This is a genomic window from Pseudoalteromonas sp. HM-SA03 (assembly GCF_002289345.1).
GTDB lineage: Bacteria > Pseudomonadota > Gammaproteobacteria > Enterobacterales > Alteromonadaceae > Pseudoalteromonas.
This window is the reverse complement of sequence record NZ_NSDG01000082.1, coordinates 31112-44326: the sequence shown is the minus strand read 5'-3', so window position 1 is coordinate 44326 and position 13215 is coordinate 31112. Positions and strand designations below refer to the sequence as shown.

At 44.2% G+C, this 13215-nt stretch carries 11 protein-coding genes, 1 pseudogene and 1 riboswitch; of the genes and pseudogenes, 8 read left to right on the top strand and 4 right to left on the bottom strand.

Annotated elements, in window-relative coordinates:
• Positions 1–10: 10 nt before the first annotated feature.
• Together ilvM and ilvG are read right to left on the bottom strand one after the other, a co-directional pair.
• On the bottom strand, positions 11–253 hold the full coding sequence (gene ilvM / locus CKO50_RS16315; RefSeq protein WP_010376329.1) for an acetolactate synthase 2 small subunit: 243 nt from the start codon (positions 251–253) through the stop codon (positions 11–13).
• Positions 250–1916, bottom strand: a pseudogene (gene ilvG, locus CKO50_RS16310) (acetolactate synthase 2 catalytic subunit). Before ilvG ends, ilvM begins: the two are co-directional and overlap by 4 nt.
• 527 nt (positions 1917–2443) lie before the next feature.
• Here ilvG and CKO50_RS16300 point away from each other — a divergent pair.
• The gene (locus CKO50_RS16300) at positions 2444–3319 is read left to right on the top strand and encodes a TraB/GumN family protein (RefSeq protein WP_095729011.1); all 876 of its coding nucleotides are present in this window, start codon (positions 2444–2446) and stop codon (positions 3317–3319) included.
• A gap of 159 nt (positions 3320–3478) precedes the next feature.
• Positions 3479–4096, top strand: a complete 618-nt coding sequence (locus tag CKO50_RS16295) for a hypothetical protein (protein WP_095729010.1) — start codon at positions 3479–3481, stop codon at positions 4094–4096.
• On the opposite strand, the gene CKO50_RS16290 is transcribed toward CKO50_RS16295, so the two are convergent.
• Positions 4082–5809 (bottom strand): response regulator, encoded by a 1728-nt coding sequence (locus CKO50_RS16290; RefSeq protein ID WP_095729009.1) that lies wholly within the window; start codon positions 5807–5809, stop codon positions 4082–4084. The two genes, CKO50_RS16295 and CKO50_RS16290, sit on opposite strands and share 15 nt — an antisense overlap.
• Positions 5810–5951: 142 nt before the next feature.
• Positions 5952–6130: riboswitch (Lysine riboswitch) on the top strand.
• Between the two features lie 115 nt (positions 6131–6245).
• On the opposite strand from CKO50_RS16290, the gene CKO50_RS16285 reads away from it, so the two are divergent.
• From CKO50_RS16285 to CKO50_RS16265, 5 genes are all read left to right on the top strand, one after another.
• On the top strand, positions 6246–7064 hold the full coding sequence (locus CKO50_RS16285; protein WP_095729008.1) for a dihydrodipicolinate synthase family protein: 819 nt from the start codon (positions 6246–6248) through the stop codon (positions 7062–7064).
• Between the two features lie 10 nt (positions 7065–7074).
• Complete coding sequence (locus CKO50_RS16280; protein WP_095729007.1) at positions 7075–7815, top strand: 2,3,4,5-tetrahydropyridine-2,6-dicarboxylate N-succinyltransferase; 741 nt, start codon at positions 7075–7077, stop codon at positions 7813–7815.
• The gene (locus CKO50_RS16275; RefSeq protein WP_095729006.1) at positions 7815–9020 is read left to right on the top strand and encodes a PLP-dependent decarboxylase; all 1206 of its coding nucleotides are present in this window, start codon (positions 7815–7817) and stop codon (positions 9018–9020) included. The genes CKO50_RS16280 and CKO50_RS16275 overlap by 1 nt, the downstream gene beginning before the upstream one ends.
• 2 nt (positions 9021–9022) lie before the next feature.
• The gene (locus CKO50_RS16270) at positions 9023–10135 is read left to right on the top strand and encodes a succinylglutamate desuccinylase/aspartoacylase family protein (protein WP_095729005.1); all 1113 of its coding nucleotides are present in this window, start codon (positions 9023–9025) and stop codon (positions 10133–10135) included.
• Between the two features lie 214 nt (positions 10136–10349).
• A complete protein-coding gene (locus CKO50_RS16265; protein ID WP_095729004.1) occupies positions 10350–11372 on the top strand; it encodes a phospholipase A in 1023 nt (340 codons plus the stop codon).
• Positions 11373–11445: 73 nt separating this feature from the next.
• Here the strand turns inward: CKO50_RS16265 and CKO50_RS16260 are convergent, their stop codons facing one another.
• Positions 11446–12345, bottom strand: coding sequence for a bifunctional GNAT family N-acetyltransferase/hotdog fold thioesterase (locus CKO50_RS16260; protein ID WP_095729003.1), 900 nt, complete (start codon positions 12343–12345; stop codon positions 11446–11448).
• A gap of 173 nt (positions 12346–12518) precedes the next feature.
• Here CKO50_RS16260 and CKO50_RS16255 point away from each other — a divergent pair, with 173 nt between their 5' ends.
• Positions 12519–13208, top strand: a complete 690-nt coding sequence (locus CKO50_RS16255; RefSeq protein WP_095729002.1) for a spermidine synthase — start codon at positions 12519–12521, stop codon at positions 13206–13208.
• The last annotated feature ends 7 nt before the right edge of the window (positions 13209–13215 follow it).

Below are 13215 nucleotides of genomic sequence, written 5' to 3'. Positions count from 1 at the left end.
CTTAATTCTTCTAAATTGCCTGTTTCTGTAGTGTATGCAAGTCAACCGCTTGCACTTCTACTAGCTTACTCAGTTGTGAGGTTAATAAATAGATAGGTTTATCACTATCTACGGTCATTTTGACGTGGAATAAGTCATCTTGACCTTGTAATTCCAAATTCGTTAAGCGAAATCCGCGATGTCTGGCTACGCGTAAAAAGCGCTCCACTGCGATGCTCTGTTGTTTTACTGCAACGGTTAAATGGTGTTTCATGAAAGGCTCTCCGTCATCATTTCATCATTGGCAGCACCAGGTGGAACAAGCGGCCATACGTTTTCTTTATCGTCGATACAAGCATGTAAAATATAGGGCCCTTGCGCATTCACTATGGCGTCAACGGCATCATCTACTTGATTTGCATGGGTAATTGTCTGCCCTGGAATACCGAACACGGCAGCCAACGAGACAAAGTCTGGATTGTCTGACAGGTCGGTTTCACTGTAACGACCGTCAAAAAAGAGTTGCTGCCACTGTCTCACCATACCCAGCCTTTGGTTGTCTAATATCAATATTTTAACTGGCAGGTTATTACGGCGGATGGTTGCCAACTCTTGAATATTCATCATGATGGAGCCGTCGCCAGATACCGTGATCACCGTGTTATCTGGACGTGCTATCTGTGCACCAATTGCAGCAGGTAAACCAAATCCCATCGTACCAGCGCCACCACTGCTTAGGTGATTGCTTGGATGGCTGAATTTCATGTGCTGCGCCACCCACATTTGATGTTGGCCTACATCGCAGCACACTACTGCTGTATTGGGTAGCTTTTGGCTAAGTTGATTTAACAAATACGGTGCAAATACTTTTTCGCCAGGATAGTCATAACGCCATGCATGTTGACGTTGCAGTACTTCGATAGTCTCTAGCCATTCGCTATNCTATTCGTAACCACACACTCAAGTTGCGGCAATGACTGTTTTAAGTCTGCAATAAGCGAAGCGGCTGCGGGTTTTCGTTTACCCACTTCTGCAGGGTCGATATCTAAATGGATCACCTTTGCCCCTGCAGCAAACTTTGCCAAGTTTCCCGTGACACGGTCGTCAAACCGCGCCCCGATACATACCAACAAGTCGCATTGCTGAACCGCCAGATTCGCCGCTTGAGTACCGTGCATACCGAGCATTCCTAAGTCATAATCATAGTCCGGCGTTACGCTGCCCAAGGCTTTTAGCGTCGATACTGCCGGCATATGGGTCTTTTCTAAAAATTGCATCAGCTGTGACTGCGCATCGGCACTCTGCACGCCGCCGCCAATGTAGGCAACAGGTCGTTTAGCGTCACATAATAATTGATTGGCTTTTGCTACTTCAGTTTGCGAAACCCTCGGCTGTTCGTCTTGTGGCGCAGCAAAAGGATGAAAAGGTACTTTAGCTAACTGAATATCTTTAGGAATATCGACCAACACAGGACCGGGCCGGCCAGACTGCGCTAAGTACATGGCTTCTTGTAATACTTCAGCCAAGTCTTCTGTTCGCTCAACCATGTAGCTGTGCTTGGTACATGACAAAGACATACCCAGTACATCCACCTCTTGAAAGGCATCCGAACCGATAGCAGCGGTCGGCACTTGCCCAGTGATAGCCAATAGCGGAACAGAATCCATCATGGCATCAGCAAGTGCGGTGATAAGATTCGTCGCGCCAGGTCCAGAAGTGGCGAAACAAACCCCAAGTTTGCCTGTACTGCGAGCATACCCAACAGCAGCAAAACCAGCACCTTGCTCATGGCGAGTCAAATAATGCTTAACTGGTGCGCCATACAAAGCGTCATAAATGGGCATGATGGCACCACCAGGGTAACCAAATACATGTTTAACGCCTTGCTCTTCTAGCACCTTGATAACAAGTTGTGCACCGGTTGTTGAATTGCTCATGATCTGCTCTCAGTTGCCTTTTTATGCCCTAAAACGAAAACGCCCCCCGAACCTTTTGGTGCGGGGGGCGTTTATGCTGATACTTTTCTTACAGCACTAACTAGCCCCCGCGGTAATAATAATCACCACGTTGATAATCACGACTAGTAGAGTTGCTATTAGTAACATTGCTTGAATTCCGTAAATTTAAACTTGGCAATCATCCAGTGTAAGCACTGTGCTGCCTCTTTTTCTATTAATACCGCGCCTTGCACACTTAAGTCAACACAAAAAACTATGCTATTTAAAATTAAAAACCTTAACTTGATGCATAAAAAAACCACAAATACACAAACAAAAGAATTAAAACAACTACAAATTTTAAAATGCGAATTTTCTATTGGTTCAGTTTCGATATAACGAAAAATTTACTTTCTCGATTTGCCTATATGAAATTTTTTCTACGGCCTCAACGCACTTCATTTTTTAGTGACATTCATATTTCAATATCGCAGACTGACCCTTTAAAACCAACAGGGATCCTTACTATGGTTAAAGTATTTTCACCATTGTTATTTATTTATCTTTGCTTAAGCCTTTTCAGTAATCTCGCCAACGCAGAAGTTGGCCTGTGGAAAATAGAAAAGGACAACAAAACGTCGTACTTATTTGGTACCGTGCACGTCGGTGACAAACAAATGCAAGGTTTACCGACCAAGGTAAAAAGCGCCATTGCGAGCAGTGATAGAGTCATGGTTGAAGTGAACTTAGAGGCGCTTTCTCCATTTGCGATCCAACAGCGCTCCATGCCATTTATGCTGTTAAAAAACAACCAAACACTAAAAGATCAGCTCTCTGCAGAAGTCTATCAGAAGCTGCAAGATTATTTTTCCAAAAAGCAGATAGATATCGCCTTATTTGAACGCTACGCACCATGGGCCGTGATGGTAACTATGCTACAACTGGAATATCAAAAGCTCGGATTTACCGATACTAATGGCATCGATAAACAAGTAATTGCCTATGCAAACGACAAGAAGATCCCAATTGGTGAATTTGAAACCTTAGAATATCAGCTTGAAATGTTCAGTCAGCTTAGTATTCATAGTAATGCGATGCTCAAGGAAACATTTGCACAGATGTCAGATTTGAATACCTACTTCTTGGATTTAGTTTCCGCATGGCGAAGCGGCGATTTAGAGAAGTTATCGCATTACTATCAGGTAAGTTTTTCGGATGATAAATATGGCAAATTAGCCGAGCAACTGATGATCATTGAACGCAATAATAACTGGATCGAAGTGCTAAAAAAACAACTCCCTAATGAATCAATGTTTATTGCCGTTGGCGCATTGCATCTCGTTGAGAAATATGGCCTTGTTGAGCAGCTTAAAAACAATGGCTATTCAGTCACCCGACTATAACACTCAGCGCTATCTTGCAAAAAGGTAAGTCGTTTACTTTGTGGGCGTGTAAAGCAGGTACTTCCATCAACACGCCCTAAAAAAATAATAATCTTTTTAAACCTTTTCATTTTTATGTGCGACTTACCTTTCAAACACTCTCGTTGAAGGTAAAGAATAATGAAAAAGTTAGCGTTAGTTTTAGCATTAAGTGCAGCGGCAATGACTGCACAAGCAAAAGATTCAAAAACCATTTCAGCATCATTTCCAAGCAATAGCCTAGCCGAGTTAGAAGTGGATATTGCCGTAGGTAAAATCGACCTACAAACTTACAACGGCGACACCATAGAGGTCGAAATTTTGGTTGAACCGAAAGAGTCAGACAGTTGGTTTAGTAAACCCGATGTGAGTGAAGCTACCCTAAACAGCAACACATCAGGGGATAAGTTATCACTCGAGATCAATTCTGATGATTATGAACTATCTTGGCAAGTTAAGGTGCCTGTTAATTTGGCTTTAGATGTTGAGGTTGGCGTTGGCAAAATTGATATTCAAGATCTTAATAACTCTGCTGATTTAGAGGTAGGCGTAGGAAAAATTAAAATTGAGACTACCGTCGCCGATTTCAAAAAGGTGTCTTTAGATTCAGGTGTTGGTAAAACGGCAATGTCAGGTTTTGGCAACGTAGAAACTTCCGAGAAGAGTATGGTTGGCTCAACAACAGACTATCGTGGTCAAGGCCAGTATTCCATCGATGCAGAAGTCGGGGTTGGAAATATTCGTTTAAGACGAGACTAAGTCTCCACATTCATCTAGCAATAGCGCCACTTTGCTATGCAGCACATCCGGTTGCAACGGCTTATACAAATGAGCCGTTGCACCGAGTGCATAGACCTTATCCAAATCCTCCGCACTCGTATTTGCGGTCACGACCAAAATAGGCACAGCCGAATCTAGCGCTCTCAAACGCTTAGTAGCTTCAAATCCATCCATCACTGGCATATTTAAATCCATTAGCACGATGTCAAACTTCCCCTCTTCATATACTTCAAGGGCACTTTCACCATGTTCGACATGCGTTACCAATTTGGCTATAGGCTGAAGCATTTTTTCAATCACGCGTGCATTTAGTAAATTATCTTCCACCAGTAAAATGCGAGCCGACACCAGCTCCATTGTACGAGCTGGCACCTGTTGATTGTCAATTTCAATAGGGATTCTCAGGACTGCTCTTGTACCGGCAGGTTCCCTTGCAATAAAATCTAACCGCCCTCCAAGCGCTGAAGTGAGTAATTGGCAACGCTTAAGCCCTAACTGTGTGCCTTGAAAGTGCTCGCTATGCACAGCCTCTCGTAACTGCTGATAGTCAAACCCAGGCCCAGTATCTTCAACAACAAATTCTAAATATGGCACATCGTCATCCACAACCAGATCTGCAAATACTTGAATACTACCGCGCTCAGTAAATTTAATTGCATTATTGACTAATTCACTGATCAACCAACCAACTCGCTTACTATCACAATAACAAGTCACATCTAACTCATTACTCAACGCCAAATTAAAAGCGAGAGATTTCTTATGTGCGGTTAATTGACAGGCAATACAGGCCGACTTTATTACTTCTCGCAACGCGACTTGATGGCGCTCAATTACCACTTCTTGCTCGGAAAGGTTATTAAAGTCTTGAACGGAATAAAGTAATATATCTAATTGATTTACTGAACTTTTCACATACTGTAATTGCTGGGTGTCTTTGTTATTCAAATATTCATCTAAATACCCCTGAATGGCCTGCAATGGCGTTCTTAGCTCGTGACTGACACGCGCTAAAAATCGTGATTTTGAGTGTAGTGCATCGTCGGCAAGCTTTCTTGCAGCCTCTAATTTGTCGAATGCTTCAGCAATTTCTCGTGCCATCGGGTGAAATATAAATTTCGCTTCAATAAACAGTAACAACACTCCAAGCAGCCAAATTAACAACTCTATTTTCCTCACCATCTCTGTGTTACTTCGCGCATGTTGCTCGAATAGTGAAGCGGCCTCATTAAGGTTTGGAAGTAAATGCTGAGATGCAGTAAAAGTTTGTGTCAACAATTGGGGAGCTGGCTGCTGTAATTGAGCCCTTGTTAAGGTAATAAAAGCTTTACTCTGCACATCCAACGGCACGGCTCCATGGTAGTAAAGCGCTTCAAGGGCCTCATTCAGATAAATAGCCTCCCCACTACTTTCTGTTTTAGTTAAAAACTCATGATTACTTTCAAACTTATCAATGGCTTGACGTAGCGCCTCACTATCTCGTTGATTGCCTTGCGCACCATATAGCGCGATACGTTGGGACAACATCCGCTGCATACCCGCAATATTAATTACGTGTGCATCTTGGCTCTGCTGATACAGTAGATATTGCATAACCCCCATCGCCATCGACAACAATATAGCCATAGCAAGTAATGCCCCGATATAACGATTTTTAACTTTATTTATTAACGACATATTTTTATTTTTCATCTCATAGCATTGTCTCAGCTGCAGTGTTAAGTGTAGTTAACAATCGTATTATTTACAGTCCAATACTTGACACCTAGACGGCCAAAATGTTTCAATGCGCGTTCACCCTATTTAGATAGTTTGATGCCACGGCGTCAAATTGAGGGCTGGAAGAGGTGCGTTATTCAGGTAACTAAGTGAAGGAGAGCAAACTCCGTTGCAGCTTAGTGAGGGGAATATACGCCGAGAAATTGAGTTATTGTTTGCTAATACTCGTTTCGGGCGACTGGGCTGAATCCCAGCGACTGTCACCAACATACTTGGTGGAGAGCTTCTGGTCTTAGAAAAATAAGGCCATTGGCTGCCTTATCCTTTTTAAGTCCACTGCTCTTCGAATTTTAACGGTTCGAAGTTTGGACACCCTCCTAACTCCGAACATGATTTAAGTTCGGTAGAGATGAAATCACAATTCAACTTATCTGACTATCCATTGTGGACGGCCTTAGTAACACCTTTTGATGCTGAAAATCAGGTTGATTTTGACGCATTAACGGCACTTGTACGCGATCAAGAGCAGCAACAAATCGTTGAGTTTGTTTGTCAGCTCGCGCCAAGCGTACCACTTATGATTGCCGTTGGCGGCAGTAATCTTGAGCAGCAATCGCAATGGGTGCGCTTTTGTAATACGCAGCCCATTCATGCGCTCTTACTTGGCTCACCAATCTACGCAAAGCCCGGCAAAGTTGGTCTGGCGCATTGGTTTAGTACACTACTCGATGAGAGCCACAACCCTTGCATGCTCTACAATGTACCTGGTCGCAGTGCCGTTGCTATCGCTCCTGAACTACTCGGCGAGCTAGCTTGCCACCCTAATCTGTGGGCACTAAAAGAAGCCAGTGGTGATATTGCCACCTTTGAAGCATTTCGTCAGGCAGCGCCTGATGTCGCAATCTATAGCGGCGACGATGGCTTAATGCCCTACTTTGCACAAGCAGGTGCAACGGGTCTGGTGTCTGTCGCAGCAAACGCATGGCCGCAGCAAACCGCGGAATTTGTAAGGCGCTCGTTAAACGGCACTTCTCCTAATTTATTTACCATCTGGTCAGAAGCTGCAAATAGCTTATTTGCAGTGGCAAACCCTATTCCGGTCAAAATATTAATGCATTTACAGGGCAAGCTCACAAGTCCTAACTTGCGCCCGCCACTGACACATTTGGAACTCACCCATACCGATGCGATCACTCGCGCGAACGAAACGATTTTATCTTGGAACTAAGGCAGTAAATATGAGCTGGTTAACCCTACTAAACGATTTAGAAAATGGCACAGTACGTGCTGCAACACAGGATGAGCAAGGCCATTGGCATGCTAACGTAGAAGTAAAACAAGGGATCCTTGAGGCATTTAGAAATGGCGTAAATACGGAATTCCCAGGTGGATTTGTTGATAAGGATAACTTAGCACCACGCGGATTTGCTGCACAAAATGGTGTTCGTATGGTTCCTGGCGGAAGCAGTGTAAGACGTGGCGCTTACGTTGCAGCGGGCACAATCATTATGCCACCGGCTTATGTCAACATTGGTGCCTATATTGATTCAGGTACTATGGTAGATAGTCATGCGTTGGTTGGTTCTTGCGCGCAAATTGGTAAAAATGTCCACCTTAGCGCAGCGGTGCAAGTAGGTGGCGTATTAGAACCAGTTGGAGCAAGCCCTGTTGTTGTTGAAGACGATGCCTTTATTGGTGCAGGCTGTGTATTGGTTGAAGGGGTTGTTGTTAAACGCGGTGCCGTATTAGCACCGGGTGTGCGCCTTTCAGCAAGTATTCCTGTCTATGACTGCGTAAACGAGCGCTTGCTTGACAAAGGTGAAGCCATCCCTGAAAACGCGATAGTGATCCCAGGCTCCCGTCCAGCCTCAAGTGAGTGGGCACGAGAGCAAGGACTAAGTATGTCATGCGCACTTATCATAAAATACCGTGATGAACAAAGTGATGCATCACTGGCGCTGGAAGAGGTTCTACGCTAATGACTTGGTTGAGCACGTCACAGCGAACCGCAGCTGAGGCATTGATCCAGCAACAGGACACGCCTCTCTTTTGCTACGATTTAGATAAGCTAAGTGCGCATGTTAAGCCCTTAGTTGATCAGCAAATCGTTAAGCTTTGGTATGCCGTAAAAGCGAATCCGTTATCACATATCATTCAAACCCTAGATAACGCTGGGTTTAACTTTGATGTGGCATCTAGCGGCGAGCTTGATCAGGTGTTATCTCAAGGGATCGCACCTGAACGCGTGCTCAACACAGGTCCTGCCAAATCGCTAAAGCAGATCCGTCATTTTGCCACACAAGGCGTACGTATTTTCGTGGCTGAAAGTCACAATCAAGTACGCTGGTTAAATCAAGTGGCCGAAGAGTTTGAGCTTCAATTTGAAGTTTTACTGCGGGTGCAGTTACGCTTTGATAAAGCAGAACACAATCCACTTGGTGGCAATACGCTAACTCCTTTTGGTCTTGGCACAGAGCAGTGGCAAGCCCTAACTTTAAGTGACTACACCCACCTAGACTTTGTCGGACTGCATATTTTCCAGTGGGGCAATATGCTCTGCAGCGATACACTCGCTGAACTTTGGCAGGCTATGGTTGCACCTTTAGTTCAGCTCGCTGCTGATTTAGGGATTACTCTACAGGTACTCGACTTAGGTGGCGGCCTTGGCATTCCCTATGATAGGCAAAGCCCTTCCCTCGATTGGCGAAAATTATTAGGCGCGCTCGCATTAATAAAATCCGCCACGCAAGTGGAAGAATTATGGATGGAATTAGGCCGCTATGCGGTTGGCGAATGTGGTTTTTATCTCAACCCTGTGGTGGAACAAAAGCAAAACTACGGTGAACAACAACTGATTGTCGCTGGCGGTGTCAATCACCTGCTGCGTCCAGCCGTTACCAGACAAGCGTTCCCAGCTGAATTGTTACGCCAGTCTCAAGCTGAGGTCACAGACTTTCATATTCATGGCCCACTTTGTACAGCATTGGATAAATTAGGAACCCTAGCCTTACCAAGCGACAGTAGCGAGGGCGATTGGCTTGTTTTCAGTCAATGTGGCGCCTACGGCTACACCGAAAGTATGCCGTTCTTTTTATGTCATGAGCTCCCAGCAGAGTACATCATCTCAGCTGGAGAAATCAGCTGTGTCCGTGAAGCAGAGCCCGCTTCAAGTTATTTGAGGTAAACATGAATACCATTACACAACAACATATTCAGGTTGGTGAAATTGCCAATGGTCTGCCTTTGACTATTCCAGTCTATCGCATCAAAGGCGATGGCAGTGGGCCTAAGGTGTATATTCAAGCGAATATGCATGGCGCTGAAGTGCAAGGTAATGCAGTGATTTATCAACTGCTGGAACAGTTGAAGCAGTTGTCATTAAAAGCGGACATCACCTTAGTGCCTTACGCAAACCCGATTGGTTGTAATCAGAAATCTGGTGAGTTTACCTTAGGACGTTTCGATCCAATTACGGGCACGAATTGGAATCGAATGTACATCAACCACTCCGCGTTAGTTGCCGAGTTTGTGGAGCAAAACCCGACGCTATCAATAACAGAAATCGCTCAGCAATTTCGCCAACGATTAGTTGAGCGCACCCAAGCACTACTTGATGGGCCCTTAGATAGGTTGACGACAGGTAAGCGCATCGCCTTGAATTTACAGCGTCTAGCTCATGAGGCTGAGATTGTTTTGGACCTTCATACGGGACCAATTTCAGCAAAACACCTGTATTGTCCTGAGTATGCAAAAGACAGCGCTCGATATTTTGATATTCCACATGTGTTACTTATTCCAAGTGACTTTGATGGAGCAATGGATGAAGCAAGTTTTTGTCCATGGTGGAACTTGCAGCAAGCCTATCAGGCTATAGGCCGAGAGATCCCAGTATTAACCGAAGCGTTTACGGTTGAGCTTGGCTCTCAAGAAAAAATTGATTTAGCGGAAGCATTGAATGACGCTAATAGCATTTTGAGCTACCTGAACCATAAACAGGCCTTTCAAGATGCACACTTTATGCCGCAAGACATCACCCGTTACGTCTGTCGACTAGAAAATTATCGCGCCTTTTATGCCCCAATGGGTGGTATGGTGGAATATACGGCAAAGCTTGGAGAGCATATTAAAGCGGGTCAAACCATTGCTAAAATTCTCAGAATGGAGCGCTATTTATCAGAAACGCCCTTAAATGAGATCAAGTTAGACGAAGATGCCATTGCTATTTTGCACTTTGCCTCTGCAAGTGTGAACCAAGGCACTGAGCTTTATAAGTTTTTTACTCAAGTTGAAACGCTTTAACTTGAGTACTTTGATTGCGTGAGAGTAAGTCAAAGCAAATAAGCTCAGCTTGTTTAGCTTAACGCTTACTAAGGTATGGCGGCGATAGCCGCCACCTTTTTCTTATTCGTACGTATTTCGCTTTCTGACATTTTTGACCTTCGAGATTCATTTCCCTTTCATTATCATTGGTTAATAATGTAATCAATTGTACTTAACTCTCGGCGCACATAGAATGAATCTTACACACTTATCAATACCAGCTTTGGCCTTCCTTACCTTGCCACTTTACGCTCAAGAAGCCCAACGGGAAGATGAAATCGATTTAGTCAAACAGTGCGTGCTAAACGCGGTATTAACTGGAGAAAAAGACAAAACCATAGAGCAGGTCCGTACCGAATGTGCCGAGGCTGATGCTGATAAAACCTTAAGCCAATTAGATAAACGCATGGCACGTGAACGTGTAACGGAAAAAAACCGTAACGTATTGACACCACATAAGCGCAATTATATTTTGCCGGTGTCCTATATGACCAACGTCAACAGCAGACCATTCGACGGTCTAAAAGCCATTGACGATGAAGACGGCGAGCCTATCGACAACTTTGAAGCCAAATACCAAATCTCGTTAAAAGCACCTATTTATAAAAACTTTTCAGATAAAGATCAGGCAATCTATTTTGCTTTTACGCTGCAATCGTATTGGCAGCTGTATAACAAAGATGTGTCTTCGCCATTTCGTGAAACCAACTATGAACCAGAAATCTTTTGGGTTAACTTTTTAGATGATGATAATGTTCTGTGGGGCGATGAGATGGCCTTTGTACTTGGGATTTCCCACCAATCTAACGGACGCAGTCAACCAAACTCCCGCTCTTGGAATCGTATCTACGCAAATTTCATCTGGGAAAACCGAGGCTTTGTATTCAGCTTTAAGCCTTGGTATCGCTTACCTGAAGATGGCAAAGAGAATGCTTTGGATCCACGCGGAGACGACAACCCAGACATCGACGAGTACTTAGGTCACTTCGAGTTTAGTGGGGTATATCGTCACGAGGAGCATGAATTTGGCTTTATGTGGCGCAATAATTTAAGCAGCGATAATCGCGGTGCAATTCAGCTAGATTGGTCATTCCCGATTTGGGGAAGGCTGCGTGGTTATACACAATACTTTAATGGCTACGGCGAAAGCTTAATAGACTACAACACACATACCCAAAGACTCGGCATCGGTGTGCTGCTCACTGATATTCTTTAAGCACATTCGAATACAAAAAAAGCTCTGAACACTCAGAGCTTTTTCGCTTGGTAAGCTGAAAATAATTCTCTGCTTATTGCGGTTTAATCACCACAAACTGCCCCTCAAATTTGGCAACCAGCATGTCGCCATCGTAAACATTCACTGGCACCACATATTTTGCTTTGCCAGCCGTCTCTAGCGCTTGCAATTCACCTTCGCAGTCCGCAATGATAACCGTTGCCGCTGGTGCCGTGGTCAGAGGCTTTAAATATTTAATATTGGCGTCAGCTAGCACAATATCTCCCTCTAACCCGAGTTCCTTAAGTGCTAAATACGTTGCCCCCCATCCCGTTAGCGTCGCCATACTATATATAGAGCCAGCAAACATCGAGTTATGTAAGTTGAGGTTCGCTTTTAAGTCTGCCTTAGTGGAAAACTGCCAGTCGGTATAACTTTCAACTTTAATCCCCATCGCATCACTGATTGGAATAGACTCGCGCCAAGTATTTTGTAATACATGAGTCCAATTTGGTTGCCTAAACCAACCCGGTTCCGTAGGACGTTGTTTTACCATTTTCCAGTGCTGCACATCGCCATAGGCTAAGTGTGCCTTTTCAATCACTTCATAGCCATGGCGTTCATAAAATGACAACGCGCGCTCGCGAGCATACAAAACCAGCTCTTCTGCTTTTTGCGTCCAAGCAATAACCTCAAGCTCGTGTAACAAACGGCTGCCTAAATGATGACCTCGATGCCCTTCCGCAACGGCCATATAACGTACTTGAGCTTGCTTATGATTGTTAAAATGGAGTCTAGCTACGCCTAGCACTTCACCATCATTATTCTTAATATAGCGATGCTCGGCTTCTTGTTCTAAATCATCCTGTTCGCTGCCACGAGGTTGATCCCATGGCGCTCTTAACACCTGCCAGCGTAACTGGTAATAGGCTTGCCAATCTTCGCTGCTTTGTGGTGAAGTTACCTCAAACATCACTGACTCCTGTTTTGTTATTAGCCTGTTAAACGACTTTGAATCTAGTACGGATACACCCTACAAGATAAGCTCAGTGTAGGGAATAAAATGCGCCAAAACACTTATCCTTTAGTGTAAAAACTGATGGACAAGCTGGCATTCACAAAATCCTCGTCTATGATGATGTTATCATGGGAGAATTTATTACGCATTCAGGCACTATCAGCAACGATTTTGTGGACCAGAGCCATCAGCTAGGACACTTGCTATATTGGCATAAACAAGGCAGAAATAGCATCCAAGTGCGGCAAGATAAATCGTTAAGATGGCTTCTGATAAACAACACATTACAATCCGTTGTGGAGTTAAACCACCCGGAACACTTGTTATTTCCTCATTTAAAAGCATTCGCGAGTCGTTGGCAGCAAGTCACCCCGCCAACCAGCGTACTAGAGCTGGGTCTTGGCGCGGGTGCAATCCGTGATTACCTCAATACCACTTATCCAAATTGTCACATTACCACCATAGATAACAACCCAGATGTGATCCATTGTTACAAACGCTACTTTGGTGGCGACCCTTTGTGCGATGTTAATTGTGTTGATGTATTTAAAGCGTTGCAACAAGGCAAACGCTACGATTGGATTGTGCTCGATTTATTTAGCGAACTCGAGCCTCCCATTTTCTTGTTTCAGCACCAGTTTTATCGCCTACTCAGAGCTGCTATTAATGATGGGGGCCGACTGTATATCAACTTTTTAACTGAACATGAGTCGCAGCTCAAGCAACTTCAACACTTATTAATTACCAACTTTGGTAAAAAGCCCTTTGTCGAAAAGGTGCCGGACTACGCCAATATAATTATCGAGGTTAAACGCTAACACTGGC

What these genes read in the sequence shown, in the direction of transcription:
- ilvM (WP_010376329.1), bottom strand. Translation starts at nt 253, where the DNA reads ATGAAACACCATTTAACCGTTGCAGTAAAACAACAGAGCATCGCAGTG.
- CKO50_RS16300 (WP_095729011.1), top strand. Translation starts at nt 2,444, where the DNA reads ATGGTTAAAGTATTTTCACCATTGTTATTTATTTATCTTTGCTTAAGC.
- CKO50_RS16295 (WP_095729010.1), top strand. Translation starts at nt 3,479, where the DNA reads ATGAAAAAGTTAGCGTTAGTTTTAGCATTAAGTGCAGCGGCAATGACT.
- CKO50_RS16290 (WP_095729009.1), bottom strand. Translation starts at nt 5,809, where the DNA reads ATGAAAAATAAAAATATGTCGTTAATAAATAAAGTTAAAAATCGTTAT.
- CKO50_RS16285 (WP_095729008.1), top strand. Translation starts at nt 6,246, where the DNA reads ATGAAATCACAATTCAACTTATCTGACTATCCATTGTGGACGGCCTTA.
- CKO50_RS16280 (WP_095729007.1), top strand. Translation starts at nt 7,075, where the DNA reads ATGAGCTGGTTAACCCTACTAAACGATTTAGAAAATGGCACAGTACGT.
- CKO50_RS16275 (WP_095729006.1), top strand. Translation starts at nt 7,815, where the DNA reads ATGACTTGGTTGAGCACGTCACAGCGAACCGCAGCTGAGGCATTGATC.
- CKO50_RS16270 (WP_095729005.1), top strand. Translation starts at nt 9,023, where the DNA reads ATGAATACCATTACACAACAACATATTCAGGTTGGTGAAATTGCCAAT.
- CKO50_RS16265 (WP_095729004.1), top strand. Translation starts at nt 10,350, where the DNA reads ATGAATCTTACACACTTATCAATACCAGCTTTGGCCTTCCTTACCTTG.
- CKO50_RS16260 (WP_095729003.1), bottom strand. Translation starts at nt 12,345, where the DNA reads ATGTTTGAGGTAACTTCACCACAAAGCAGCGAAGATTGGCAAGCCTAT.
- CKO50_RS16255 (WP_095729002.1), top strand. Translation starts at nt 12,519, where the DNA reads ATGGGAGAATTTATTACGCATTCAGGCACTATCAGCAACGATTTTGTG.